Genomic DNA, 26,274 nt, shown 5'->3' on the forward strand with positions numbered 1-26,274 from the left:
GGAGATTCTCTCCCCCCTTCGGGGGAAGCCCCGGCCGGGTTTCCCCGTCACCCTGGGGCGGTCCGCGCCGTCCTCGTGGCGGAACCCGATGACTCTCGCCGGCGGCAGGCGCCGAAAGTCGAACTGCACGTGCACCTGGAGGGCGCCGTCCGACCGGGCCTGCTGTACGGGCGGGCGGTGCTGGTCCTGATCGCCCGCCGAGCGGATCCTCGGGCCGCCGGCCGGTGGTGGTCGTACTACGTTGGCGGGATGCACCCGGTCTCCGTGGTAATGCTGGTCGACCCCGCCGGTCGGCTGCTGCTCCAGCTCCGCGACGAGCACGCCCCGCACCACCCGAACGTGTGGGGGCTGCCCGGCGGGCACGGCGAACCGGGGGAGACCCCCGAGGAGACGGCGGTCCGGGAGCTCTGGGAGGAGACCGGGCTGCGCCCGACGACGCCGCTGCGGCCTTACGCCGTCCAGGAGCTCCCCGACGTCGACCGGGTCAAGCACTACTTCTACGCCCCGACCTGTGCGCGGCAGGAGGACGTGGTGGTCGGCGAGGGCGCGGCCATCGTCTTCACCGCCCTGGCGCAGGTGCTGGACGGGCGGCCGTACACCCCGGGCACCGCGGAGGTCCTCACCCGCTTCCTGGCCTCCGCCGAGTACGCCGAGCTGGCCACCGCCCCGGACCCGGCCGGCTGACCTCGGCCCGAATCGGCTGGAGCGGATCAGCTCCCGGAGCAGGCCGCCGCGGTGGAGGCAGTGAGCGGCGCCACCGGCGGACAGTGGCGCCGACCGCTGCCGAACCGCTCGCCACGACGCAGGATGTGGTGGGTGCGGCGACGGGAGACGGCGATGATGAGGTGGCGGGGCAGGAGCCGACCACCCCGGCTCGGCGGGTCCGACGCCAAGCGACGACCCGGCGCGGTCGTCCGGGAGGCCGCCGGGCGGCTGCGGCGGGGCTGGCTGCCGGTGGTGGAAGCCACCCTCGCGGCCACCGTCGCCTGGATCCTCGCCACCCGGCTGGTCGGCCATCCGCAGCCGTTCTTCGCCCCGGCCGCCGCGCTGATCGTGCTCGGTCAGGCCCGCGGCCAGCGGATGCGCCGGGCCGTCGAGGTGGTGCTCGGGGTGGCCGCCGGGGTGCTCGTCGCCGACCTGGTGGTGCAGGCGCTCGGCCCGCGTACCACCTCGACGGTGTTCACCGTCATCCTGCTCACCGTCGCCCTGGCCGTGGCGATCGGCGCCAGTTCGGTCACGGTGGTGCAGGCCGCCGTCTCCGCCCTCTACCTGGTGGTCGTCGCGCCGCCGACCGAGGGACTCGTCCCGTTCCGGTTCGTCGACGCGCTGATCGGCGGCGGTGTGGCGGTGGTGGCCAGCCAACTCGTCGACGCCCGCCGGCCGCTGGCTCCGCTGGTCGCCGAGTTCCGGCACACCTTCGAGGAGCTGGCCGGGGTGCTCGACGAGATCGCCGCCGCGCTCGACCGGGACGACGACGAGGCGGCCCTGGCCGCGCTGGAGCGGGCCCGGCACGCCGACGCCGGGGTGGAGCGGCTGCGCGGTGCGGTGCAGGCCGCAGGCGAGGCGCTCCGGCTCAACCTACGGCGCCGGGAGCACCTCGGCCGGCTGCGCTCGGTGGAGGGCTCGATCCGGCAGATCGACTACGCGGTCCGCAACGTCCGGGTCCTCGCGCGGGCCGCGGTAACCCTGACCCGTGGCCCGGGGCCGGTCCCGGCCGACCTGGGCGGTGCCGTGCGGAGCCTCGCCGGGGCGGTCCGCTCGGCCGGCGACGCCCTCGCCGCCGACCTCGCCGGGCAGGACACGATCGCCGACGCCCACGCCGAGCGGGCGGACGCCGCCGCGCTGGAGGCGGTCCGGATGGCGGGCCGGCTGTTCACCCCGGGCCAGACCCTGCCCCTCGCGATGATCATCGGGCAGGTCCGGGCCACCGCCATCGACCTGCTGCGCGGGGTCGGCGTCGACGACGACGCCACGGTGCTCAGCCGGGTCGACGCGGCGGTCACCGGGCCGGGGCACTGACGTCGGTCAGCCGACCAGCCAGTCCACCGCCCGCCGCCGGATCTCCGTCGGCACCTCGTGGCCGCCCGTGAACTCGGCGTACTCCACCGGATAGCCCAGGGTGTGCAGGCGCGGGACCAGCCGCCGACTGCACACGTCCACCGGCAGCACCCGGTCGTCCGCGCCGTGCGAGACGAACACGCGGGGACGGCCGTGGGTCACCAGGGGCGCGGCGAACCCGGGGGAGAAGGCCAGCACCGCGTCGACCAGGTCGCCGTTGGTCAACCCCAGCGAGAGGGCGTACGAGGCCCCGTCGGAGAAGCCGCCGAACGTCACCCCGTCCACCGGATAGGTGCCGAGGGCCTCCGCCAGCAGCGCGTCGATCCGGGCGACGTCCGGGCCGTACCCTTCGGCGATCAGGTCCCAGGTGCTCGCGGTGGCCTGCGGGGCGAGCAGCAGCAGCCGGTGCGCGTCGGCCAGCGGCAGCAGCAGGTCCAGCCCCTGCCCGGCCGACCCGCCCGCCCCGTGCAGCAGCACCACCAGCCGGTACGGCCCGTCGCCCGGCGGGACGTGCCGCAGCCCCGGCCGGCCGCCCCACGGGTCGGCCAGCGGGGCGGTTCCGGGCGGCGCGGGCTGGGCCACCACGGTCGCGCCGGCGCTGAGCCGGCCGTGCCGGTGTCCCTGCTCGGGCTGCCGGTGCGGCGGTGCGGGCTCGGTCACCTCGTGCTCGCCCCCTCGTCGGTCGGGCCGGCGGCGCTCACCCCGGTGCCGCCGCTCGGGTCGCCGGGGCTTACCCGGCTGCCGCCGGTCCAACCGCGCGGGTCAGGCGCTCTCCCGGGCCACCAGGGTGGAGGGGAAGGCGGTGACCGGGGGCGCGGACCGCTCCTCCAGCACGGCGGTGGCCGCCGCGGTGGCGATCCGGGCGACCGGGTGGGTGGCGGTGGTCAGCGCCGGGCTGCTCACCGCCGCGTACGGGATGTCGTCGAAACCGGCGACCGCCACGTCGTGCGGCACCTGGACGCCGCGCTCGCGCAGCGCGGCGATCGCGCCCAGCGCGGTGGCGTCGCTGGCCGCGTAGATGGCGTCGGTGTCCGGCCACTGGTCGAGGACCGCCAGGGCGGCCCGGCCGCCGCGGGCCGCGGTGAAGTCGCCCCGCACCACCCGCGCCGGCAGCCCGGCCGCCCGCATCAGCGACCGGTACGCGGTCACCGACCGTTCGGCGCAGCTGAGCCAGCGCGGACCCGTGATCATGGCGATCCGCCGGTGGCCGCCGGCGTACAGGTGGCGCAGCACCTCCTCGGCGCCCCCGGCGTTGTCCACGTCGAAGGAGGGGACGGTGGGCGAGCCGATGCCGATCGAGGCGACCCGGCCGCCCAGCCCGGCCGGCACCGCGTCGAGCACGGGTTGGGTGGTGTTGACCAGCACCATCCCGCAGACGCTCCGGTCCTCGCCGAGCCGCCGCAGGTCGGACGGGGCGTGCCGGGACAGCCACTCGAGGGTCACCCCGAGCCCGCGCGGGGCGCAGACCCGGGCGGCCGCGCTCACCACCCGGTCGACGTACGGGTCGTCGAAGAGGGCGTCGTCCCGGCCCACGACGGCCACGACGAGGCGGACCCCGCCGCCGCGTACCAGCGCCCGGGCGGCGGTGTTCGGCACGTAGCCGAGCCGGTCGGCGGCGGCGGCGACCCGGTCCCGGGCGTCCCCGGAGGCGAATCCGTAGCCGCCGAGCACCCGGGAGGCGGTGGCCCGGGAGACCCCGGCCGCCCGCGCGACGTCGTCGAGGGTGGCGGGTCGTGTCGTCGGCGTGCCCATGTCGGCATCATGCCCGCTCGGGTCACCCGAGGTAAGGGGTGGGAGCGCTTGTGCTGGTAGCGCTCTCAGGTGTGCGATGGTCGGCGGACGATCCGGGGGAGAGGACGACGACACGGTGAGCAGCACCATCGACGCGGCGGCGCTCGACCGGCCGGCCGTGCCGCGCCCGGTCCTGGCCGCCCGCACCGGCGTGACCGTGGTCTTCGCCCTCAACGGGCTCGCGGTGGCCAGCTGGTTCTCCCGGGTGCCCGCGGTCCGCGAGGCGCTCGGGCTCAGCGTCGGCCAGCTCGGCCTGCTGCTGCTGGCCATGTCGGCCGGCGCGCTGGTGGCGATGTCCACCGCCGGCCTGGTCACCCTGCGGCTCGGTCCGGCCCGCACGGTGGTCGCGTCGACCGTGCTGGTCGCGCTCGGCCTCACCGGCGCCGGCCTCTCCGCCGCCCTGGCCGGTTCGCTGGCCGGCGTCGGGATCGGGATCTTCGCCCTCGGGTACGGCTCCGGCGCCTGCGACGTGGCGATGAACGTCGAGGGCGCCGCGGTGGAGAAGCGGCTCGGCCGGACGATCATGCCCCGGTTCCACGCCGCCTGGAGCCTCGGTTCGGTGGCCGGGGCCGGGATCGGCGCCGGGGCGGCCCGGCTGGGCGTACCGGTCGGGTGGCACCTGTCCACGGTCGCGGTGGTGGTCCTGGCCGGCACCCTGCTCGGCGCCCGTGCCTTCCTGCCCGCCCCGGCCGAGCCGGCGGGGCCGGCCGACGCGGCCGCCCGCCGGCGCGCGCTGCTGGCCACCTGGCGGGAGCCGCGCACCCTGCTGATCGGGCTGTTCGTGCTGGTGATGGCGTTCACCGAGGGCAGTGCGAACGACTGGCTGGCGGTGGCGTTCGTCGACGGGCACGGGGTCAGCGAGGCGGCCGGCGCCACCGTTTTCGGCGTCTTCGTGGTCGGCATGACGCTGGGGCGGACCGCCGGCACCGTGGCCATCGACCGCTGGGGCCGGGTACGCGTGCTCTCCGGCACCATCGGGCTGGCCGCGGCCGGCGCCACGCTGGCCGTGCTGGCCGGCTCCGGGCCGCTCGCCGTGGTGGGCGTGGCGTGCTGGGGGATCGGCGCGTCGCTCGGCTTCCCGGTCGGGATGAGCGCCGCCGCCGACGACGAGGACCGGGCGCCGGCCCGGGTCAGCGTGGTCGCCATGATCGGTTACACCGCCTTCCTCGGCGGCCCGCCGCTGCTCGGTTTCCTCGGTGACCACCTGGGCATTCTCTCCGCCCTCGGGCTGGTGCCGCTGCTCCTGCTGCCCACGCTCGCGCTCGTCCCGGTGCTCCGCCCGCCGGCCCGCTGACCCGCCCGCTGACCCGCTCGGCCGGCGCGCGGGCGCCTCGGGCCATGATCGCCTCTGGTTGCCCCAGTCCGGTCCTTCCAGCCACTTTGAAGCCGCGATGTGCGGTATACCGGGGTCGGTCATCAGCCGACTCCCACCCGGCTCGCAGCCGATTGACAGGTACAGGTGCTGCACTGGGAGGACGCCGAGGAGAGGAGGCGGCCATGGGCTGGTTCAGCCGCCGGGCCACCGACCCGACCACCCCGACCAAGCTCGACCGCGAGGCGAACCGGGACGACCTGGCCGCCCTCGAGGCCTTCGTGACCAGCCGGCGCGGGGTCGAGTTCTATCTGGAGCCGGAGACCACGGCGACCGACACCACCGTGGTCGCCATCGCCCACGACGGCGAGTGGATTCGCCGCCGTACCGGCTCACCCCGGGCCGCTGCCAAGATCGCCAAGCGGCGCGCGGTCCCGTTGTACGAGGCCGCCCGCACCGGCTACCCGGAGCGGATGCGGGCCTGGAACCGGGCCCACCCGGAGCGACGCGCCCGCTGACCCCGCGCCGCCCGGTCAGCGGAACGCGGCGGCCAGCTCGTCGTCGTACACGGCGAGCCGGCGCCCGTCCACCCCGTACGCCACCAGCCGGCCGTGGGTCATCGTCGCCGACCGGAACGAGAAGGTGCGGGAGCCGGGGTAGGCGGCCAGCAGCGGGATGACCCGGGGCGCCCCGCCGGGCGCGGAGTAGTACTCCAGGCGGGCCACCTGTGGGGACACCACCCCGTTGACCCGTACCTTGGTCGGCTCGACGGCGGTGCCGAAGGTGACCGGCCCGCCCCCGCCGTACGCGGCGCACGCGGCCGGGCCACGGCAGACGAAGAAGTACCGGGGGTTGGCCACGTCCGCCAGGGAGTAGGACTTGAAGGTGGGGTCGGCCCCGGCCGGCAGCGGCTGCACGGCGAAGAACGCCAGCGTCGCCGCGGCCGCGACGCCGAGCCGCAGCCAGGCCCGGCCGACCGTGCCGCGCCGGGTCGCCGCGGCCGTCACGCCGCCGAACCCGGCCAGGCAGAGCGCGCAGACCCCGAGCGCGCGGGCGTTCTCCAGGAGAAACTGCACGCCGGGGCGGAGCGACACCGGACCGAGCACCACACCCAGCGACACCACCATGGTCACCAGCAGGGCGGCCCCGGCGACCCTGCGAGCCAACCCGGTGGCGCCGACCAGCAGCATCCCGGCCAGCACCGGCCAGATCTGGTGGTGAGTCCAGGAGACCGGTGAGGCGGCCACCGTGGCGCAGCCGACCAGCACCGCGGCGTGCCCCGGCCGGCCGTCCGCCGCGAGCCGCCGGGCCCGCAGCAGCGCGGCGAGGCAGATGCCGGCCACCAGCACGGCCCAGACCACCGGCAGGGCCGCCGGGGAGAGCCCGACGCGCAGCAGCATCCCATGCACCGACTGGTTGCCCAGCGAGGCCAGGTCGCCGATCCGGGAGGTCTGCACCACCGTGCCGGCCCAGTAGGTCCGGCTCTCCGCCGGCAGCACGACGGCGGCGACGGCCGCGCAGGCCAGGAAGGCGCCCATCGCGCGGGCGGCGTCGCGGTGCCGGCGGGCGACGAGGAAGTACGCCACGAAGAGCAGCGGCGTCAGCTTCACCGCGGCGGCCACCCCGACCAGCACCCCACGCCACCGGGGCGGTGCGACACCCACGCCGTCCAGCAGGGCCAGCAGCACGACGAAGATGCTCACCTGCCCGAAGCGCAGGTTGCTCTGCACGGGCGCGGAGAGCATCAGCACCGTGGCGGTCGCTGCCACCGCCAGCGGCCGGTCGGACCGGCCGGCGGCGAGCGCCGCACCGACGGGTACGGCGACGGCGACCACGGCGGCGATCGTCAGCAGCAGCCAGACCGCCCCCAGCACGGACTCCGGGAGCGTGGCGACCGGCCAGAGCACCAGCGCCGCGAACGGCGGGTAGGTGAACGGTCCGCCGTTCTCCGCGACGTACCCGTACAGCGGCCGCCCGGCCCGCAGATCGGCCAGGGCTCCGCGGTAGATGTGCAGGTCGGAGAGGTGGTCCGGGCGACGCAGCACCAGCCCGACGGAGACCATGGCGGACAGCGCGAACGCGGCCCACAGCAGCATCACCCGGCGGTCCCGCACCGGCCGAGGATAGGACAGCCGACCCGGGCTCGGGGGTGACGTCACTCAGCCGTCCAGGGCCGCGCGCGCCTCGGCCAGCCGTACCGGCTCGTCGTGGGCCGAGACGTACCACTCGACGTCGTCGGTGAGCAGGCCGCGCGCCAGCGCCAGGTCGGGCCCGTCGTCCGGGGTGCGCAGGTGCGTCGGCGGCGGGTACCAGCAGTCCCCGAGCAGCAGCACCCCCGAGTCCGGCACCAGGACCACCGACGAGTCGAGGGCGTGCCGGCCACCCACGTGCCGCACGACGACCCCGGTGGGCAGGGCCAGCTCGTCGGTGAAGGTACGGGTCGGCGGGAGCACCGCGAAGTCGTCCCAGGAGTCCACGGCGAGGGCCCGGGCCCGGTAGCTGTGCCCGAGGCGGGGGTTGGCGCGCACCTCCTCCCGCAGGTGCCGGTGACTCCACGGCCGGGCCGCCTCGGCCCGCAGCGGGGCGACACCGGCCGCGTGCCCGACGATCTCGACGCCGGGCCAGGCGCAGGCGCCCCAGACGTGGTCCCAGTGGTGGTGCGTGTAGACCAGCCAGCGCGGCGCGGGCAGTCCGGCGGCGCGCAGTCCGGCGTGGATCTCGCGGGCGTGCGCCGGGCTCTGTCCCGCGTCGACGATCACACTTCCGCGGTCGTCGGCGACGAGGGCCACGGTCGGGCGGATCGCGTACGGGTCCGGATCGCCGGGGAACAACCAGACCCGGCCGGCCAGCTGAACGGGTGTGATGCTGTCGATGGCGGCGGTTTCCTTCGCGAATGCGACGAGTGTCCACTGTCGATTCCCGATGCTACCGGCCCGCGCCGGTTCGGACCGTCCCGCCTGCCCGGACGCGATACCGCGCGGCTGCCGGCGGGTCTTCCGGAAATGCCGGTCGGGCGGGCGATCGCGATCCGGTCCGGATCGATTCCCGTCTTAGCGAACGGCGGGATGTGGCAGCCCGAGGGTATCGACGCCGGTGCTTCACTGCGGTGCGCCGGTCCGGTCCGGGACCCTCCGTTGACCCGGGCCGGGCGGCTGTGGCAGCATTCGCGGCCGGACGGCAGTGAAGGAAGCCGGTGTGAATCCGGCGCGGTCCCGCCACTGTCACCGGGGAGCGATCCCCCCTCGTGAGTCACGGCCGTGCGTGCGCGGTTGGAAGGCCGGGGGTGAGCGTCGATCCGGGAGCCAGGATACTTCGGCCGTCGGCGAGCCCCAGGGCGTGGACACCCGAGGAGGACCCGATGCACGGCCCCTGTGCCATCGACGCTGATCGTCGTATTCGGCCGGCGCGCACCGACGCGCCGTTGACCGCTCACCCCACCGCGCCCCGACCCGGCCGCGCCCCCGGCGCTGCCGTCGGTCGCGCCGGTGCGGCCGTGGCGGATCGCCCGGGCGCCGCCGGCGCCCGTGGCCGTCCCGGCGTCGCGGCCGGCCACGCCGCCCGCCGCTGAGTTCCGCCCCGCCCGGGTCCACACCCGGCCGGGTGTCACCGTCGGTCCAGCCGCCGGTGAGCCGCCGGCCGGACCCGCGCACCCGCTGAATCCGCGTCCACCTCCTGCCCGCCGCCGCCTCGCCGCGCCGTCGGGCGTCACGCTCCGGAGCCGTCCGTGCGCATCCTGCTGCTCTCCACCGCCGACACCGACCTGCTCGCCGCCCGCGCCAGCGGCGCGGGCTACCGGCCGGCCAACCCCGCCCGGGTCGCCGCCGACGCCGTGCCCGCCCTGCTCGACGGCGTCGACCTGGCCGTCGTACGCCTGCTCGGCGGCCGGCAGGCGTGGCCGGACGGCCTGACCGCGGTGCTCGCCTCCGGCGTGCCGACGGTGGTCCTCGGCGGCGAGTCGGTGCCGGACGCGGAGCTGATGGCGGCGTCCACGGTGGCCGCCGGGGTGGCCGCCGAGGCCCTCGCGTACCTGGTGGAGGGGGGCCCGGAGAACCTCGCCGAACTGGCCCGGTTCCTCTCCGACACGGTGCTGCTCACCGGCGAGGGCTTCGCCCCGCCCGCGCCCACCCCGCCGTACGGGATCCTCGGACCCGACCCGGGCCCGGCGGACGACGGCCGACCCGTCGTGGGCATCGTGTTCTACCGGGCGCACGCCCTCGCCGGGAACACCGCCTTCGTGGAGACCCTCGCCGACGCGGTGACCGCGGCCGGCGGCCGGGCGCTGCCGATCTTCTGCGGTTCGCTGCGCGGCCTGACCCCCGGCACCGGCCCGCTCGACCTTCTCGGCCGGTGCGACGCCCTGGTGGTGACGGTTCTCGCCGCCGGTGGCACGGTTGCCGCCGACGCCTCCGGCGGCGGCGACGAGGACGCCTGGGACGTCGGCGCGCTCGCCGACCTGGACGTGCCCGTCCTGCAGGCGCTCTGCCTGACCAGCACCCGCGACCAGTGGGCTGCCGGCGACGCCGGACTCTCCCCGTTGGACGCGGCGATGCAGGTGGCCATCCCCGAGTTCGACGGCCGCATCGTCACGGTGCCGTTCTCGTTCAAGCGGATCGACGCCGAGGGGCTCTCCGGGTACGAGGCCGACCCGGAGCGGGCCGCCCGGCTCGCCGGCATCGCCGTCCGGCAGGCCCGGCTGCGGCAGCTGCGCAACGCCGCGAAGCGGGTCGCGGTCGTGCTCAGCTCGTACCCGACGAAGCACTCCCGGGTCGGCAACGCCGTCGGCCTGGACACGCCGGCCTCGGCGGTCCGCCTGCTCGCCGCCCTCGCCGAAGCCGGCTACCACCTGGGCGACGGGCCGGTGCCGACGGACGGGGACGCGCTGATCCACGCCCTGATCGCCGCCGGCGGCCACGACGTCGAATGGCTCACCCCGGAGCAGCTCTCCGCCGCCGAGGCCCGGGTGCCGGGGGAGACCTACCGGCGCTGGTTCCACGTGGTCCCGGCGCCGCTGCGGGAGCGGATGCGCGAGCACTGGGGCGAGCCGCCCGGCACGCTCTACACCGACGGCGACGACATCGTCCTGGCCGGGCTGCGCTTCGGCAACGTGGTGCTGCTGATCCAGCCACCACGCGGCTTCGGGGAGAACCCGGTCGCCATCTACCACGACCCGGACCTGCCACCCAGCCACCACTACCTGGCCGCCTACCGGTGGCTGGCCGCGCCGGTCGCCGACGGCGGCTTCGGCGCGGACGCCGTGGTCCACCTCGGCAAGCACGGCACCCTTGAGTGGCTGCCCGGCAAGGGACTCGGGCTGGCCGCCGACTGCGCCCCCGACGCGGTCCTCGGCGACCTGCCGCTGGTCTACCCGTTCATCGTCAACGACCCCGGCGAGGGGACGCAGGCCAAGCGCCGCGCGCACGCCGTCGTGGTCGACCACCTGGTGCCGCCGATGGCCCGCGCCGAGACGTACGGCGACCTGGCGAAGCTGGAACAGCTCCTGGACGAGTACGCGACCGTGCAGGCCCTCGACCCGGCCAAGGCGCCGACGGTGCGGCGGCAGATCTGGGACCTGGTCCGCGCCGCCGAGCTGCACCACGACCTGCACCAGGCGGAGATGCCGGCGGCCGACGACTTCGACGACTTCGTGCTGCACCTCGACGGCTACCTCTGCGAGATCAAGGACGTGCAGATCCGCGATGGGTTGCACGTGCTCGCCGAGGCGCCCACCGGCGAGGCCCGGGTCAACCTGGTGCTCGCCGTGCTGCGCGCCCCCCAGGTCTGGGGCGGGGTGCGGGCGCTGCCCGGACTGCGCCAGGCACTCGCCGCGCACGTCGGCCTCGACGAGGCGGCGCTGCTGGCCACGCCCGGCGCCCGGCTCGCCGTGCCGGCGGCGCTGACCGAGGCCGTCGACGGGCCGGCCGCCACCGCCGCCGACGCCGTGGACCTGATCGAGGCCCTCGCCCGACGGCTGGTCCTCGGCATGGAGACCCTCGGCTGGGACGCGGCCAAGGCCGACGCGGTGGTCGCCGAGGTGGTCGGGTTGGCCGTGCCGGACGCCGTCGAGGTGCTGCGCTTCGCCGCCCGCGAGGTGGTGCCCCGGCTGGACCGCACCACCGACGAGATCGACCGCGTGCTCGGCGCGCTGGCCGGCCGGTTCGTTCCGCCCGGGCCGTCCGGCTCACCCACCCGCGGGCTGGTCAACGTGCTGCCCACCGGCCGGAACTTCTACTCCGTCGACCCGAAGGCCATCCCCAGCCGCAACGCCTGGGACGTCGGGGTCGCCCTCGCCGACTCACTGCTGGCCCGGCACCTGGCCGACACCGGGGCGTACCCGCGCTCGGTCGGGCTGACCGTGTGGGGGACCAGCGCAATGCGCACGCAGGGCGACGACATCGCCGAGGTGCTGGCGCTGCTCGGGTGCCGCCCGAGGTGGGACGACCGGTCCCGCCGGGTGACCGGCGTCGAGGTGGTGCCGCTGGCCGATCTGGGCCGCCCACGCGTCGACGTCACCGTCCGCATCTCCGGCTTCTTCCGGGACGCCTTCCCGCACGTCGTCACCCTGATCGATGACGCCGTCCGGCGGGTCGCCGCCCTCGACGAGCCGGCCGCGGACAACTACGTGAAGTCGCACGTCGACGCGGACGTCGCGGCGCACGGCGACGAGCGGCGGGCCACCGCGCGGATCTTCGGCTCCCGGCCCGGGGCGTACGGGGCGGGGCTGCTGCCGCTGATCGACGCCCGGAACTGGCGCACCGACGCCGACCTGGCCGAGGTGTACGCCGTCTGGGGCGGATACGCCTACGGCCGGGGCCTGGACGGGCGGGCCGCCCGGGAGGACATGGAACGATCCTTTGCCCGGATCTCCGTGGCGGTGAAGAACCAGGACACCCGCGAGCACGACATCGTCGACTCCGACGACTACTTCCAGTACCACGGCGGGATGGTGGCGATGGTCCGCCACCTCACCGGGGATTCGCCGGCCGCGTACGTGGGCGACTCGGCTATCCCGCACGACGTGCGGACCCGCGCCCTCGGCGAGGAGACCCGCCGGGTGTTCCGGGCCCGGGTGGTCAACCCCCGCTGGATCGCCGCGATGCGCCGGCACGGCTACAAGGGCGCCTTCGAGCTGACCGCCACCGTCGACTACCTGTTCGGCTACGACGCCACCGCCGGGGTCGTCGACGACTGGATGTACGAGCGGCTCGCCGCGGCGTACCTCTTCGACCCGGACACCCGCGAGTTCCTGGAGCGGTCCAACCCGTGGGCGCTGCGCGGCATCACCGAACGCCTGCTCGAGGCCGCCGACCGGGGCCTGTGGGCCGCGCCCGAGCCGGCCACCCTCGACCGGCTCCACGAGACGTACCTGGTCAGCGAGGGCGACCTGGAGGAGATGGCACAGTGAGCAGTTACCCGTTCAGCGCGGTGCTCGGCATGGCCGAGATGCGGCTCGCCCTGCTGCTCAACGCGGTCAGCCCGGCCATCGGCGGGGTGCTGGTCCGGGGCGAGAAGGGCACCGCCAAGTCCACCGCCGTCCGCGCGCTCGCCGCGCTGCTGCCGCCGGTGGACCGGGTGGCCGGTTGCCGCTTCGCCTGCGACCCGGCCGCGCCGGACCCGGGCTGCCCGGACGGGCCGCACCCGGCCGGCCCGCCGGCCGAGCGTCGCCCCGCCCACCTGGTCGAACTTCCGGTCGGCGCCGCCGAGGACCGGGTGGTCGGCTCGCTGGACCTGGAACGCGCCCTCGCCGAGGGGGTACGCGCCTACGAGCCCGGCCTGCTCGCCGCCGCCCACCGGGGCGTGCTCTACGTCGACGAGGTCAACCTGCTCCACGACCACCTGGTCGACCTGCTCCTCGACGCCGCCGCGATGGGCCGCTGCCACGTTGAGCGGGAGGGCGTCTCGGTCAGCCACGCCGCCCGGTTCCTGCTGGTCGGCACCATGAACCCGGAGGAGGGGGAGCTGCGCCCGCAGCTGCTCGACCGGTTCGGGCTCACCGTCGAGGTGGCCGCCAGCCGCGATCCCGCCGTGCGCGCCGAGGTGGTCCGCCGCCGGTTGGCCGCCGACGCGGACCCGACCGGCTTCGCCGCCGGCTGGGTCGGGGCGGACGCCGAGGTGGCCCGCCGGGTCGCGGCCGCCCGCCACCGGCTGGGTCGGGTGGTGCTGCCCGACGCGGCGCTGCGGCAGATCGCCGAGGTCTGCGCCGCGTTCGACGTGGACGGCATGCGCGCGGACATCGTCACCGCCCGTACCGCCGTGGCGCACGCCGCCTGGCAGGGCCGGGACCGGGTGGGCGCCGAGGACGTGCGGATCGCCGCCCGGCTCGCCCTGCCGCACCGCCGCCGACGCGACCCCTTCGACACCCCTGGCCTGGACGAGCAACGCCTCGACGAGGCGTTGCGCCGGGCCCGCGACGCCCACCCCGACGACGACCCGAACGACGACGGCCCAGACGACGACGGCCCGGACGGCCCGGGCGCTGGCGGCGGCCCGACCGGCGGCCCGGGCGGCGGCGGACCTGGTCGGGGTGGACCGGCCGACGGTGGTGGACCGGTCGCGCAGCAGGATCCGCGCGGCGCGGCGACAGGCGGCCGGCCCGACCGGGCCGGTGCCCGCTGGCCGGTCAACGGCGCGGACGAGCGGTCCACCGCCGACGACGGCGGCGGCGGCGGTCGGCGCCGGCCCGACGAAGCCGCTGACCGGGTGCGCGGCGGGCGGCCCGGCGCGGGCGAGGGTCACGCCGACGGGGATCCGGACGCAGCGGCCGGGGGGTCCGCGGCGGGCCGTGGCGACGCCTCGCCGGGTCCCGCCGGGCCGCGCCGGACCGGGCCGGGTGACGCCGGCCCGGCCTGGCCCGCGGGCCCGGTGGCGGCACCGGACCGGGGCCTGCGGGCGCGGCTGCTCACCGCGCCGGGGGTGGGCGAGGGGGTGCCGGGCCGGCGGTCCCGGGCGCGCACCGGGCGCGGCCGCAGCACCGGCTCCCGGGTGCCCGCGGGCCGGCCCGGCGCGCTGCATCTGCCGGCGACCGTGCGGGCCGCCGCGCCCCACCAGGCCGCCCGGGGCCGGGCCGGCGGGCCGCTGCGGCTGCGCCCGGACGACCTGCGGGAGGCGGTCCGCGAGGGGCGCGAGGGGAACCTCGTGCTGTTCGTGGTGGACGCCAGCGGGTCGATGGGCGCCCGGCAGCGGATGTCCGCCGTCAAGGGCGCGGTGCTCGCCCTGCTCGGGGACGCCTACCAGCGGCGGGACAAGGTGGCCGTGGTCGCCTTCCGGGGCGCCGGGGCGCAGACCCTGCTGCCGGCCACCTCGTCGGTGCTGGCCGCGGCCACCCGGCTGGCCGAGCTGCCCACCGGCGGCCGTACCCCGCTCGCCGAGGGACTGCTCGCGGCGGCCGAGCTGCTTCGGTTGGAGCGGCTGCGCGACCCGAAACGGCGGCCCCTCGTCCTGGTCGTCACCGACGGCCGGGCCACCGCCGGCGACCGTCCCCTCGACCGGGCCGAGCGGGCGGCCGCCGTGCTCGGCGCCACCGGTGCCGCCTGTGTCGTCGTCGACTGCGAGTCCGGACCGGTCCGCCTGCACCTCGCCCGGCGCCTCGCCGCCCACCTCCGCGCCCCGCACCACCCGCTGTCCGCCCTCGTCACCACCAGGAGCGCCGCCTGATGCCGCAGGGGAAGCCGACCCACGTACCCGCCGACGGGCTGACCACCCGGCAGCGGCGCAACCGGCCGCTGCTCGTCGTCCACACCGGACAGATGAAGGGCAAGTCGACCGCCGCGTTCGGGCTGGCGCTGCGGGCCTGGACCGCCGGCCTGCCGATCGGGGTGTTCCAGTTCGTCAAGAGCGCCAAGTGGCGGGTGGGTGAGGAGAACGCCTTCCGCGCCCTCGGCGAGGTGCACGCCCGCACCGGGCAGGGCGCGCCGGTCAGCTGGCACAAGATGGGCGAGGGCTGGTCCTGGATCCAACGCGCCGGGGCGGCCGACCACGCGGCGGACGCCCTGGAGGGCTGGCGGCAGATCCAACGCGACCTCGCCGCCCAGCGCCACGGCCTGTACGTGCTGGACGAGTTCACCTACCCGATGAAGTGGGGGTGGGTGGACGTCGACGAGGTGGTCGAGACCCTGGCCGGTCGGCCCGGGTTCCAGCACGTGGTGATCACCGGCCGGGACGCCGACCCCCGGCTGGTCGAGGCGGCCGACCTGGTCGCCGAGCTGACCAAGGTGAAGCACCCGATGGACGCCGGCCAGAAGGGCCAGAAGGGCATCGAGTGGTGACCCCCCTCGCGCTGCCGCGGCTGGTCGTCGCCGCCCCGGCCAGCGGGCACGGCAAGACCACGGTGGCCACCGGGCTGCTCGCCGCGCTGCGCCGCCACGGCCTGACCGTCAGCCCGCACAAGGTCGGACCCGACTACATCGACCCCGGCTACCACGCGCTCGCCGCCGGCCGTCCCGGCCGCAACCTCGACCCCTGGCTGGTCGGCCCGGAGCGGATCGCCCCGCTGCTGCGCCACGGCGCGACCGTCCCCACCCCGGCCGACGTCGCCGTGGTCGAGGGGGTGATGGGGCTGCACGACGGCGCCGTCGGACAACGGGCGTACGCCTCCACCGCGCACGTCGCCGCGCTCATCGACGCGCCGGTGCTGCTGGTCCTCGACACCACCGCGCAGGGCCGCTCGGCGGCCGCCCTGGTGCTCGGCATGCGCGCCTTCGATCCCGAAACACGCATCGGCGGGGTGATCCTCAACCGGGTCGGCTCGCCCCGGCACGAGACGCTGCTCCGCGACGCGCTCGCCGAGGTGGACGTGCCGGTGCTGGGGGCGGTCAGCCGGGCCGCCGAGGTGGCTGCGCCGTCGCGCCACCTCGGCCTCGTGCCGGTCGCCGAACGCGCGCCCGAGTCGGTCGCCACGGTCGCCGCGCTCGCCGACCTGGTAGCCGCCACCGTGGACCTGGACGCCGTGCTCGATCTGGCCCGGACCGCGCCGCCGCTGACCGCCCCGGCCTGGGACCCGGCGATCGAGGTCGGCGGGCCCGCCGGCACGCTCCGCCCGGTCGTCGCCGTCGCCGGCGGCCCGGCCTTCACCTTCTCGTACGCGGAGACCACCGAACTGCTCGCCGCGGCCGGCGCGGCGGTGGTTTCCGTCGACCCGCTGCGCGACCCGGCCCTGCCCGCCGGCACCCGGGCCGTGCTGCTGGGCGGCGGATTTCCGGAGCTGCACGCCGAGGCGCTCGGCGGCAACACCGCGCTCCGCGCCGAGCTGGCCGACTTCGACGGGCCGGTTGTCGCCGAGTGCGCCGGGCTGCTCTACCTGGGCCGGGCCCTCGACGGGGTGCCGATGTGCGGGCGGCTCGACCACACCGCCCGGATGACCGGCCGGCTCACCCTCGGCTACCGCGAGGCGGTGGCCGTCGCCGACTCTCCGGCGCACCGGGCCGGCGACCCGGTACGGGGACACGAGTTCCACCGCACCGTCACCGACCCCGGGCACGGGGACCGGCCGGCCTGGCGCTGGGACGGCGCCGCGCACGGCTTCGTCACCGGTCGGGTGCACGCCTCCTACCTGCACACCCACTGGGCCGGTCACCCCGGGGCGGCGCGCCGGCTGGTCGAGGCGGCGAGCCGGTGAGCCCGGCCCTGACCGGCGTCGGCGTGGGCCCCGGCGACCCGGATCTGCTGACGCTGAAGGCGGTACGGGTGCTGCGCGAGGCCGACCTGGTCTTCGTACCGGTGCCGGACCGGGCGGCGGCCGACGGCGGCGCGTCCCCGGGTCGCGCCGGGGTCACGGTGGCCGCGTACGTCGCGGCGGAGCGGCTGCGCCGGCTGCCGTTCGCCCTGGACGACCGGGGCGGGGTGACCGCCCGCCGCGAGGCCGCCTGGGACGCGGCGGCGGCGGCCGTGGTGGACGCCTTCGACGGCGGCGCCCGGGCGGTCGCCTTCGCCACCATCGGCGACCCGAACGTCTACTCCACGTTCGGTTACCTGGCCCACGGGGTGCGTGCCCGCCGACCGGACGTCGCGGTACGCACGGTCCCCGGCATCACCGCCATGCAGGAACTGGCCGCCCGTGCCGGCGTGCCGCTCTGCGAGGGCCGTGAACCGCTGACCCTGCTGCCCGCCACCGCCGGGCTGGCGCCGGTCGCCGACGCACTCGCCGGGCCCGGGACCGTCGTGGTCTACAAGGGCTGGCGCCGCCACCCCGACCTGGTCCGCGAGCTGCGCCGGCAGGGCCGCCACGCCGACGCCCTGCTCGGCCGCGCCCTCGGCCTGGCCGACGAGTGGATCGGCCCGCTGGACGACCACGCCGACGACCTGCCGTACCTGTCGACGTTGCTGGTCCCGGCCCACCGGGACCGGCGGGGAGGAAAACTGTGACCACCGCCGGAAAGGTGTGGTTCGTCGGGGCCGGCCCCGGCGCCGCCGACCTGCTCACCCTGCGCGCCGCCCGGGTGATCGCCGAGGCCGACGTGGTGATCTGGGCGGCCAGCCTGGTCCACGCCGACGTGCTTGTCCACGCCCGCGCCGACGCCGAGATCGTCGACTCCTCCCGGCTGCCCGTCGAGGGGGTGCTGCCGCTCTACCGACGGGCCGCCGCTCAGGGACTGACCGTGGCCCGGATCCACTCCGGCGACCCGGCGCTGTGGGGCGCGGTGCAGGAGCAGCTCGACGCGTGCCAGGCGCTCGGCCTGGCCGTGGAGATCGTTCCCGGGGTCTCCTCGTTCACCGCCGTCGCCGCGCGCGTCGGCCGGGAACTCACCATCCCCGAGGTGGCCCAGTCGGTGATCCTCACCCGGCTAGAGGGTGGCAGGACGCCGATGCCGCCCAGGGAGCGGGTCCGTGACTTCGCCCGGCACGGCACCACCATGGCGCTCTTCCTCTCCGCCGCCCGCTCCGGGCAGGCCCAGGCCGAGCTGCTGGCCGGCGGCTACCCGCCGGACACCCCGGTGGTGGTCGCCTACCAGGCGACCTGGCCGGACGAGCTGTTGCTCCGGTGCGCCCTCGGCGAGCTGGCGGACACGGTCCGGGCGCACAAGCTCTGGAAGCACACCCTGTTCCTGGTCGGGCCGGCCCTCGCCGCCACCGGCACCCGCTCGCACCTCTACCACCCCGGCCACTTCCACACCTACCGCCGGGCCGAGCCCGCCGCCCGCGCCGGCCTCCGTCGCGCCCGCGCCGACCACCCCCGGGACGGCCGATGAGGTACGCCGAACCGCCGCTGCGCGAGCCGGACCTGCCGCGTACCGCGAAGGTTCGGCCGACCGCGCTGCGCACCGGCTGGACCACCGGCGCCTGCGCCACCGCGGCGGCCAAGGCCGCGCTGACCGCGCTGGTCAGCGGGGTGCCGCAGCGGGAGGTGGAGATCGGGCTGCCGGCCGGCCGGCGGGTCACCTTCGCGGTCGCCCGGTGCGACCTGGAGCCGGCCCGGCGCGCCGAGGCGGTGGTGGTCAAGGACGCCGGGGACGACCCGGACGTCACCCATGGCGCGGAACTTACCGCCACCGTCGACTGGCGCGACCGGCCGGGGCTGTGCCTGGACGGCGGGCCGGGCGTCGGGACGGTCACCAGACCGGGGCTGGGCCTGCCGGTGGGCGGGCCGGCCATCAACGAAACCCCGCGCCGCATGATCGGTGCGGCCGTCGCCGAGGTGGTCGACCTGGCCGAGATCGGCGTGCGGGTGGTGATCAGCGTGCCGGGCGGCGAGATCATGGCCCGGAAGACCACCAACCGGCGGCTCGGCATCCTCGGCGGCATCTCCATCCTCGGCACCACCGGGATCGTGCGGCCCTTCTCCACCGCCTCCTGGCGGGCCAGCGTGGTGCAGGCGGTGCACGTGATGGCCGCCCAGGGGGAGCGGACCGTCGTGCTCTGCACCGGCGGGCGGACCGAGCGGGCCGCCCGTGCGCTCCTGCCCGAACTGCCCGAGGTGTGCTTCGTCGAGGTGGGCGACTTCACCGGCGCTGCGGTCACCGCCGCCGTCGGCGACGGGATGGCCGGGGTCGTCTTCGTCGGCATGGCGGGCAAGCTCGCCAAGCTCGCCGCCGGCATCCTGATGACCCACTACACCCGGTCGAAGGTGGACCTGTCGCTGCTCGGCGCGGTTACCGCGGAGGCCGGCGGTGACCGCGACCTGGTCGCGGCGGTCGCCGCCGCCAACACCGGACGGCACGCCTACGAGCTGTGGGAGGCCGCCGGGCTGCTCCGTCCGGCCGGGGACCTGCTGTGCCGCCGGGTCCGCCAGGTGCTGCGCCGCTTCGCCGGCCACGCCGTCACCGTGGACGTGGCCATGGTGGACTTCGCCGGCTCCCGGGTGGTGGCCTCGTCCGCGCGGTGGGCGGCATGACGCCCCCGTCCCTCCGTCCCGGCGAAGCCGTGACGCTCGGTGACGCCGCCGGCCAGCGGATCACTTCTGAGCGGTATGCCGCTGAGGCACATTCATGCCTGAGCGGCATACCGCTCCCGGGCGATGTGCCCGCCACCGCGGCAGGCGAGGGCCGGCCCGCCGGCGTCGCGTCGGCCGCCCCGCGGGACCCTGCCGCGGTCGATGCACCTCCGACTGTGTCCGCCGTCCCGGTGACCGTCGTGGGTGTGGACGCCGCCGGCCGGCCGGCGCACCCCGCGCTCGCCGGGTTGCTGGCCGACGCCGGCCTGGTGGTCGGCGCGGCCCGGCACCTGGCCGCCGTGTCGGCGCCGCCCGGCTGCGCCACCGTCACGCTCGGACCGCTCGCCCCCGCGCTGGACCGGCTCGCCGCCGCTGTCGCCGCCGGCACCCCCGCCGTCGTGCTGGCCAGCGGCGATCCCGGCTTCTTCGGTGTCGCCCGCCGGTTGCGGGCCGCCGGGCTGCCGGTCCGGTTGCTGCCCGCCGTGTCCAGCGTCGCCGCCGCGTTCGCCCGCGCCGGCCTGCCCTGGGAGGGCGCGGTGGTGGTCAGCGCGCACGGGCGCGACCTGCGGCCCGCGCTCAACGCCTGCCGGGCGCTGCCCGTGGTCGCGGTGCTCACCGCGCCCGGCGCCGGGGCGGCCGAGCTCGGTGCCGGCCTGGCCGGGTGGCCCCGCGAACTCCTCGTCGCCGCGCGGCTCGGCAGCCCTGACGAACGGGTCACCCGGACCACGCCGGAGGAGGCCGCCGCGACGGCCTGGCCCGACCCGCACGTCGTCCTCAGCCTCGCCCCGTCGGCCGCCACGGGGGTGCGGGCCGACAACCAGGCCGCAGCCGCGCCCCGCGGGGGCTGGGCGCTGCCGGAGGCCGCGTACGCGCACCGGGGCTCCATGATCACCAAGGCGGAGGTGCGTGCCCTCGCGGTCGCCCGGCTGCGCCCCCGGCTCGGCCGGCTGATCTGGGACGTCGGCGCGGGCAGCGGCTCCGTCGGCATCGAGTGCGCCCTGCTCGGCGCTGCGGTGATCGCCGTCGAGCGCGACCCGCGGGCACCGATCCGGGCCAACGCCACCCGGCACGGCGTGGACCTCCGGGTGGTGACCGGCACGGCTCCGGCCGCGCTGGCCGGGCTGCCCGACCCGGACGCCGCCTTCGTCGGCGGGGGCGGGATCGACGTGCTCGCCGCCGTGGCCGCCCGCCGCCCCGCCCGGGTGGTGGCCACCCTCGCCGCGCTCGACCGGGTGGCGCCGGCCGTCCACCTGCTGCGCGCCAGCGGGTACGCGGTCGAGGGCAGCCAGCTCACCGCCGCCCGCCTCGCCGACCTGCCCGGCGGTTCGCTGCGCCTCGCCGCGACCAACCCGGTGGTCGTGCTGACCGCAGAAGCACCGTCCACCTGGGAGCAGCCATGACCACGATCGGCCTCGTCGCGGCCACCGCCGCCGGCCGGCGGCACGCCGGCATCCTCGCCGCCGCCTGGCCGTCCGCCCGGCTGGTCGAGGCGGGGGCCACCGCCGACGCGCTGCGCGCCGCCTGGACGCGGTGCGACGCCGTGGTGGCGTTCCTGGCCACCGGCGCGGTGGTCCGGATCCTCGCGCCGCTGCTCGGCGACAAGCGCGTCGACCCGGCCGTGGTGGTCGTCGACGAGGCGGCCCGGCACGCGGTCGCCCTGCTCGGCGGGCACGCGGGCGGCGCGAACGCGCTCGCCGCCGAGGTCGGCGCGCTGCTGGACGCCCAGCCGGTGATCACCACCGCCACCGACGCGGTCGGCCTGCCCGGGCTGGACACCCTCGGCTGGCCGGCGGAGGGCGCGGTCGCGGCGGTGTCCCGGGCCGTTCTCGACGGCGAGCCGGTCCGGCTGGTCGCCGACGGCACCTGGCCGATGCCCGCCCTCCCGCCGAACGTCCGCGTCGAGACCGCCCCGCCGCCCGCCGCCCCGCCGGCCGCCGAAACCGACGGCCATCGCTGGCGGATCCTGGTCACCGACCGGGTCGTGCCGCTCGACGGGCGAACCGTGGTGCTGCGACCCCCGTCCCTGGTCGCCGGGATCGGCTCCAGCCGGGGCGTGTCCGCCGCCGAGGTGACCGGCCTGCTGCGCCGGGCGCTCGCCGACGCCGGACTGAGCCCGGCCAGCCTCCGGTGCCTGGCCAGCGTGGACCTGAAGGCCGACGAGGCGGGCATCCGGGCCACCGCCGAGGCGTACCGCGTACCCCTGGAGACCTGGCCGGCGGCGGAGCTGGCGGCGGTCGACGTGCCGCACCCCAGCGAGGTGGTCCGCGCGGTCGTCGGCACGCCGAGCGTCGCGGAGGCCGCGGCGCTGCGCGGCGGCGGCACCCTGCTGGTGCCCAAGACCGCCTCGGCGATGGCCACCGTCGCGATCGCCCGGCACGCCCCGCGCGGACGGCTAGCGCTGGTCGGTCTCGGCCCCGGCGCCGCCGACCTGCGCACCCCGCGCGCGGTCGCCGAGCTGCGCCGCGCCGCCGTGGTGGTCGGCCTCGACCAGTACGTCGACCAGGTCCGCGCGCTGCTGCGGCCCGGCACCCGGGTGCTGACCAGCGGACTCGGCGCCGAGGAGGAGCGGGCCCGCACCGCCGTCGCCGAGGCCACCGCCGGCCACGCCGTCGCGCTGGTCGGCTCCGGCGACGCCGGGGTGTACGCGATGGCCAGCCCCGCCCTGGAGGGCGCCGACGAGCGGATCGACGTGCTCGGGGTGCCCGGGGTGACCGCGGGGCTGGCCGCGTCCGCGCTGCTCGGCGCGCCGCTCGGGCACGACCACGTCTACCTGAGCCTGTCCGACCTGCACACCCCCTGGCCGGTGATCGAACGGCGGGTGGCCGCCGCGGCCGAGGGCGACTTCGTGGCGCTGCTCTACAACCCGCGCAGCCGGACCCGGGACTGGCAGCTCGGCGCGGCGCTGACGACCTTCGCCGCGCACCGGCCGGGGCACACCCCGGTCGGCGTGGTCCGCAACGCCAGCCGGCCCGGTGAGCGGGTGCACCTGGCCACCCTGGCCACCCTCGACCCCGCGCTGGTCGACATGTACAGCGTGGTAGTCGTCGGCAGCTCGCAGACCCGGGTCGTCGCCGGCCGCATGATTACCCCCCGGGGCTACCGGTGGCGGCCGTGACCGCCGTCCCGGTGACCATCGGCCCCTGCCAGGGCTGCGGCGCCTGCCTGCTCACCTGCCCGACCCACGCCATCCGCCCCACTCCCGCCGGCCTGCGGGTCACCGACCGGTGCACCGGCTGCCTGGAGTGCCTGGAGATCTGCCCCGTGGACGCGATCCGCGTCGACCCCGAACCCCGAGGAGAGCCATGACCGCCACCCCGACCGCCGCCGCGCCACCCACCGGCCGGTGGAGCCGCGCCGAGCGGGTACGCCTCGGCGGCATCGTCTGCGCGGTCGCCGCGTTGCACGTCGCCGGCGTCAGCCTCTACCTGTACTGGCACGACCAGCCGGCCGCCGCCGGCGGGCTGGCCGGCGCGGGCACCCTGGCGTACGTGCTGGGCGTGCGGCACGCCTTCGACGCCGACCACATCGCCGCCATCGACGACACCACCCGGCTGATGCTGCTGCGCGGCCGGCGCCCGGTCGGCGTCGGTTTCTTCTTCGCCCTCGGGCACAGCGCGGTGGTGCTGCTGCTCGCCCTGGTCATCGGGCTCGCCTCCACCCGGCTCAGCGGTGCCGGGCTGGCCGGTCTCCAGGAGGTCGGCGCGACCGTCGCGGTGGTCACCGCGACCGGCTTCCTGCTGCTGGTGGCCGCGCTCAACGCGGCCGTGCTGGCCGGACTGGCCCGGCTCTGGCGGCGGCTGCGGGCCGGCGGCCTGGACGAGTCCGAACTGGACCTGCTGCTGCTCAACCGGGGCCTGCTGAACCGGATCCTCGGCGCCCGGGCGCGGACCCTGGTCCGGTCCTCCTGGCACATGGCCCCGGTCGGGTTCCTCTTCGGGCTGGGCCTGGAGACGGCGAGCGAGGTGACCCTGCTGGCGTTGTCGGCCAGCACCGCCGCCGCCGGCGGGCTGCCGGTGCTGGCCCTGCTCACCCTGCCGCTGCTCTTCGCCGCCGGGATGTCCGCCATGGACACCGCGGACAGCCTGCTGATGAGCCGCGCCTACTCGTGGGCGTACCGGCAGCCGGCCCGGCGGCTCTGGTACAACCTGGCCACCACCGGGATGACCGTGGTGGTGGGCGGCCTGGTCGCCAGCGTGTACCTGGCCGGGCTGCTCGCCGACCAGTTCGGCGTCACCGCGCTGACCGGGTACGCCGCGATCGCCGACCACTTCGAGCAGCTCGGCTACGCCGTGGTGACGCTCTTCGCGCTCGCCTGGGGCGGGGCGATCGTCCTCTGGCGGCTGCGCGGCCACGACCGCCGCTACGGCGGAGCGACCTCATGAGGACCGTGCACCCGATCGAGGCGGAGTCGTACCGGATCCTGCGGGACCGTGTCGACCTGTCGCACCTGCCGCCGCTGACCCGAGCGGTCACCGAGCGGGTGGTGCACGCCAGCGCGGACCTCGACTACGTCACCGACCTGGTCTGCGCCGAGGACGCCCTCGCCGCCGGGCTGGCCGCGCTGCGCGGCGGCGCGCCGATCGTCACCGACGTGTGGATGGTCGCCGCCGGGATCACCCGGGCCGGCCGGCCGCCGGTCTGCCCGGTCGCCGAGCCGGCCACCGCCGAGCTGGCCCGCGCCGCCGGGCTCACCCGGGCCGCGGCGGCGGTCCGGATCGCGTACGGCCGGGTCGGCCCCGGCGCGGTGTGGGTGGTCGGGTGCGCCCCGACCGCGCTGGTCGAGCTGATCGACCTGGGCGTCGCCCCGGCGCTGGTGGTCGGCCTGCCGGTCGGTTTCGTCGGGGCCGCCGAGTCCAAGGCGGCGCTGCGGGCCGGCGGCCTGCCAGCCGTGTCCAACGTGGGAGAGAAGGGTGGCTCCGCCGTCGCCGCCGCCGCGCTCAACGCCCTGCTGTACCTGGAGGAGAAGTGATGGACCGCAGCCCGCTGCTGATCGTCGGGCACGGCACGCGCAGCGCGGCCGGCGTTGCCCAGTTCGCCGCGCTGGTCGAGCGGATCCGCCGCCGGGCCGCCGTCGACGACGTCGACGGCGGCTTCATCGAGCTGTCCCGCCCGCCGCTCACCGACGCGGTCGGCGCGCTGGTCGCCCGGGGCCACCGCCGGCTGGTCGCGTTGCCGCTGGTGCTCGCCGCCGCCGGGCACGGCAAGGGGGACATCCCGGCCGCCCTCGCCCGGGAGCGGCAGCGCCACCCCGGCCTGCGGTACGCGTACGGCCGGCCGCTCGGGCCGCACCCCCTGCTGCACGAGGTCCTCGCCCGGCGCATCGACGCGGCGCTGGACGGGGACGACCGGGCCGGCACCTGGGTGGCGCTGATCGGCCGCGGCTCCACCGATCCGGACGCCAACGCCGAGGTCGCCAAGGTGGCCCGGCTGCTGTGGGAGGGGCGCGGCTACGCGGGTGTCGAACCCGGTTTCGTCTCCCTCGCCGAGCCGTCCGTACCGGCCGTGCTGGAGCGGCTGCGCCGGCTCGGCGCCCGACGGATCGTGGTCGCCCCGTACTTCCTCTTCGCCGGGGTGCTGCCCGAACGGATCGGGGCGCAGTCCGACGCGTACGCCGCCGGCCACCGGGAGTTGGACGTGCGGGTGGCCGGCGTGATCGGCGACTGCGACGCCCTGGCCGACCTGGTCCTCGAGCGGCACGCCGAGGCGCTGCGCGGCGACATCCGGATGAACTGCGACACCTGCGCGTACCGGGTGGCGCTGCCCGGCTTCGCGGACAAGGTGGGCCGGCCGCAGACGCCGCACCACCACCCCGACGACCCGGCCGACGGGCACGGCCACCACCATCACCACGGGGACCACCACCACGAGCCGGCGCTGCGCCCCGGCCAGGTCGCCGTGGTGGGCGGCGGTCCCGGCCCCGACGACCTGATCACCGTACGCGGGAAGGCCATGCTGGACGCCGCGGACGTGGTGGTGGCCGACAGGCTCGCCCCGGCCGGGCTGCTGCGCGGATTGCGTCCCGGGGTGCTGGTGGTCGACGCGGGCAAGGTGCCCCGGGGCCCGGCCATGACCCAGGACGCCATCAACGACGCGCTGATCGGGCACGCCCGCGCCGGCAGGCGGGTGGTCCGGCTCAAGGGCGGTGACCCGTACGTCTTCGGGCGCGGCCACGAGGAGGTGCTCGCCTGCGCCGCGGCCGGGGTGGGCACGGTCCTGGTGCCCGGGGTGAGCAGCGCGGTCGCCGGGCCGGCGCTGGCCGGGGTACCGGTGACCCACCGGGGCGTCGCCCACGACGTCACCGTGGTCTCCGGGCACCTGCCGCCGGGGCATCCCGACTCGCTGGTCGACTGGGCGGCGCTGGCCCGCGGCCGGGGCACGGTGGTGCTGCTGATGGCGGTGGAGAGCATCGCGAAGATCGCGGGGGCCCTGGTCGAGCACGGCCGCGCCCCGGACACCCCGGTGCTGGTGGTACGCGACGCCGGGCACCCCGGACAGCGGTCGTGGTCGTCCCGGCTGGACGAGCTGGGCGCGCTGGCCGCGCGGGAGGAGGTGCGGCCGCCGGCGGTCTTCGTCGTCGGCCCGGTGGTCGACCTGCGCGGCTGACCGGTGGGTTCGGCCGGCCCGGTTCCGTAGTCCGGGCCGGCCGAACCCGGGGGCGGGGGGGGGGGGGGGCCACCCCCCCCCCCCCCCCCCCCACCCCCACCCCCCCCCCCCCCCCCCACGGCCCAGCCCCCCCACCAACCCTCCCACC

General features: G+C 77.0%; 21 protein-coding genes and 1 riboswitch. Of the genes, 17 read left to right on the forward strand and 4 right to left on the reverse strand.

Annotation, left to right across the window (positions count from 1 at the left end):
* The first annotated feature begins 75 nt into the window (after nt 1–75).
* Nucleotides 76–684, forward strand: coding sequence for an NUDIX hydrolase (locus ACL02O_RS18780; protein WP_412819389.1), 609 nt, complete (start codon nt 76–78; stop codon nt 682–684).
* A 132-nt stretch (nt 685–816) separates the two neighbouring features.
* Nucleotides 817–2,019, forward strand: a complete 1,203-nt coding sequence (locus tag ACL02O_RS18785) for an FUSC family protein (RefSeq protein WP_412819390.1) — start codon at nt 817–819, stop codon at nt 2,017–2,019.
* A gap of 6 nt (nt 2,020–2,025) precedes the next feature.
* Here ACL02O_RS18785 and ACL02O_RS18790 read toward each other — a convergent pair whose 3' ends face one another.
* A complete protein-coding gene (locus tag ACL02O_RS18790) occupies nt 2,026–2,718 on the reverse strand; it encodes an alpha/beta hydrolase (protein WP_412819391.1) in 693 nt (230 codons plus the stop codon).
* A gap of 102 nt (nt 2,719–2,820) precedes the next feature.
* Nucleotides 2,821–3,810, reverse strand: a complete 990-nt coding sequence (locus tag ACL02O_RS18795) for a LacI family DNA-binding transcriptional regulator (protein WP_412819392.1) — start codon at nt 3,808–3,810, stop codon at nt 2,821–2,823.
* A 76-nt stretch (nt 3,811–3,886) separates the two neighbouring features.
* Between ACL02O_RS18795 and ACL02O_RS18800 the strand changes: the two genes are divergently transcribed.
* Both ACL02O_RS18800 and ACL02O_RS18805 read left to right on the forward strand, forming a co-directional pair.
* Complete coding sequence (locus ACL02O_RS18800; protein WP_412819393.1) at nt 3,887–5,143, forward strand: MFS transporter; 1,257 nt, start codon at nt 3,887–3,889, stop codon at nt 5,141–5,143.
* A gap of 203 nt (nt 5,144–5,346) precedes the next feature.
* The gene (locus tag ACL02O_RS18805; RefSeq protein WP_412819394.1) at nt 5,347–5,679 is read left to right on the forward strand and encodes a hypothetical protein; all 333 of its coding nucleotides are present in this window, start codon (nt 5,347–5,349) and stop codon (nt 5,677–5,679) included.
* 15 nt (nt 5,680–5,694) lie between these two features.
* Here ACL02O_RS18805 and ACL02O_RS18810 read toward each other — a convergent pair whose 3' ends face one another.
* Together ACL02O_RS18810 and ACL02O_RS18815 are read right to left on the reverse strand one after the other, a co-directional pair.
* On the reverse strand, nt 5,695–7,275 hold the full coding sequence (locus ACL02O_RS18810) for a glycosyltransferase 87 family protein (protein ID WP_412819395.1): 1,581 nt from the start codon (nt 7,273–7,275) through the stop codon (nt 5,695–5,697).
* Nucleotides 7,276–7,320: 45 nt separating this feature from the next.
* Nucleotides 7,321–7,992, reverse strand: a complete 672-nt coding sequence (locus ACL02O_RS18815) for an MBL fold metallo-hydrolase (RefSeq protein ID WP_412819396.1) — start codon at nt 7,990–7,992, stop codon at nt 7,321–7,323.
* A 352-nt stretch (nt 7,993–8,344) separates the two neighbouring features.
* A riboswitch (cobalamin riboswitch) is annotated at nt 8,345–8,474 on the forward strand.
* Between the two features lie 411 nt (nt 8,475–8,885).
* Between ACL02O_RS18815 and cobN the strand changes: the two genes are divergently transcribed.
* The 13 genes from cobN (at nt 8,886) to cobA (ending at nt 26,126) form a co-directional block, all read left to right on the forward strand.
* The gene (gene cobN / locus ACL02O_RS18820) at nt 8,886–12,563 is read left to right on the forward strand and encodes a cobaltochelatase subunit CobN (RefSeq protein ID WP_412819397.1); all 3,678 of its coding nucleotides are present in this window, start codon (nt 8,886–8,888) and stop codon (nt 12,561–12,563) included.
* A gap of 29 nt (nt 12,564–12,592) precedes the next feature.
* Nucleotides 12,593–14,812, forward strand: coding sequence for a VWA domain-containing protein (locus tag ACL02O_RS18825; RefSeq protein WP_412819410.1), 2,220 nt, complete (start codon nt 12,593–12,595; stop codon nt 14,810–14,812).
* A complete protein-coding gene (gene cobO, locus ACL02O_RS18830) occupies nt 14,812–15,423 on the forward strand; it encodes a cob(I)yrinic acid a,c-diamide adenosyltransferase (RefSeq protein ID WP_412819398.1) in 612 nt (203 codons plus the stop codon). Before ACL02O_RS18825 ends, cobO begins: the two co-directional genes overlap by 1 nt.
* The gene (locus ACL02O_RS18835) at nt 15,417–16,772 is read left to right on the forward strand and encodes a cobyrinate a,c-diamide synthase (RefSeq protein ID WP_412819399.1); all 1,356 of its coding nucleotides are present in this window, start codon (nt 15,417–15,419) and stop codon (nt 16,770–16,772) included. The genes cobO and ACL02O_RS18835 overlap by 7 nt, the downstream gene beginning before the upstream one ends.
* Nucleotides 16,769–17,518, forward strand: a complete 750-nt coding sequence (gene cobI / locus ACL02O_RS18840; protein ID WP_412819400.1) for a precorrin-2 C(20)-methyltransferase — start codon at nt 16,769–16,771, stop codon at nt 17,516–17,518. The genes ACL02O_RS18835 and cobI overlap by 4 nt, the downstream gene beginning before the upstream one ends.
* Nucleotides 17,515–18,342 carry a precorrin-4 C(11)-methyltransferase gene (cobM, locus tag ACL02O_RS18845; protein ID WP_412819401.1) on the forward strand — a complete coding sequence of 276 codons (828 nt, stop codon included), beginning with the start codon at nt 17,515–17,517 and terminating at the stop codon, nt 18,340–18,342. Before cobI ends, cobM begins: the two co-directional genes overlap by 4 nt.
* Nucleotides 18,339–19,484, forward strand: coding sequence for a cobalt-precorrin-5B (C(1))-methyltransferase (locus ACL02O_RS18850; RefSeq protein WP_412819402.1), 1,146 nt, complete (start codon nt 18,339–18,341; stop codon nt 19,482–19,484). Before cobM ends, ACL02O_RS18850 begins: the two co-directional genes overlap by 4 nt.
* 125 nt (nt 19,485–19,609) lie before the next feature.
* Entirely contained in the window at nt 19,610–20,923 is a 1,314-nt protein-coding gene (gene cbiE, locus ACL02O_RS18855; protein WP_412819403.1) for a precorrin-6y C5,15-methyltransferase (decarboxylating) subunit CbiE, read from the forward strand.
* Nucleotides 20,920–22,638: a precorrin-3B C(17)-methyltransferase gene (gene cobJ, locus ACL02O_RS18860; protein WP_412819404.1), complete on the forward strand. Its 1,719-nt coding sequence runs from the start codon at nt 20,920–20,922 to the stop codon at nt 22,636–22,638. The genes cbiE and cobJ overlap by 4 nt, the downstream gene beginning before the upstream one ends.
* A complete protein-coding gene (locus ACL02O_RS18865; RefSeq protein ID WP_412819405.1) occupies nt 22,626–22,829 on the forward strand; it encodes a 4Fe-4S dicluster domain-containing protein in 204 nt (67 codons plus the stop codon). The genes cobJ and ACL02O_RS18865 overlap by 13 nt, the downstream gene beginning before the upstream one ends.
* Complete coding sequence (locus ACL02O_RS18870; RefSeq protein ID WP_412819406.1) at nt 22,826–23,905, forward strand: HoxN/HupN/NixA family nickel/cobalt transporter; 1,080 nt, start codon at nt 22,826–22,828, stop codon at nt 23,903–23,905. The genes ACL02O_RS18865 and ACL02O_RS18870 overlap by 4 nt, the downstream gene beginning before the upstream one ends.
* The gene (locus ACL02O_RS18875) at nt 23,902–24,492 is read left to right on the forward strand and encodes a precorrin-8X methylmutase (protein ID WP_412819407.1); all 591 of its coding nucleotides are present in this window, start codon (nt 23,902–23,904) and stop codon (nt 24,490–24,492) included. Before ACL02O_RS18870 ends, ACL02O_RS18875 begins: the two co-directional genes overlap by 4 nt.
* Nucleotides 24,492–26,126 carry a uroporphyrinogen-III C-methyltransferase gene (cobA, locus tag ACL02O_RS18880; RefSeq protein WP_412819408.1) on the forward strand — a complete coding sequence of 545 codons (1,635 nt, stop codon included), beginning with the start codon at nt 24,492–24,494 and terminating at the stop codon, nt 26,124–26,126. Before ACL02O_RS18875 ends, cobA begins: the two co-directional genes overlap by 1 nt.
* Nucleotides 26,127–26,274 lie beyond the last annotated feature (148 nt).

The sequence above is a fragment of the Micromonospora mangrovicola genome (assembly GCF_047200535.1).
Taxonomy (GTDB): Bacteria; Actinomycetota; Actinomycetes; order Mycobacteriales; family Micromonosporaceae; genus Micromonospora.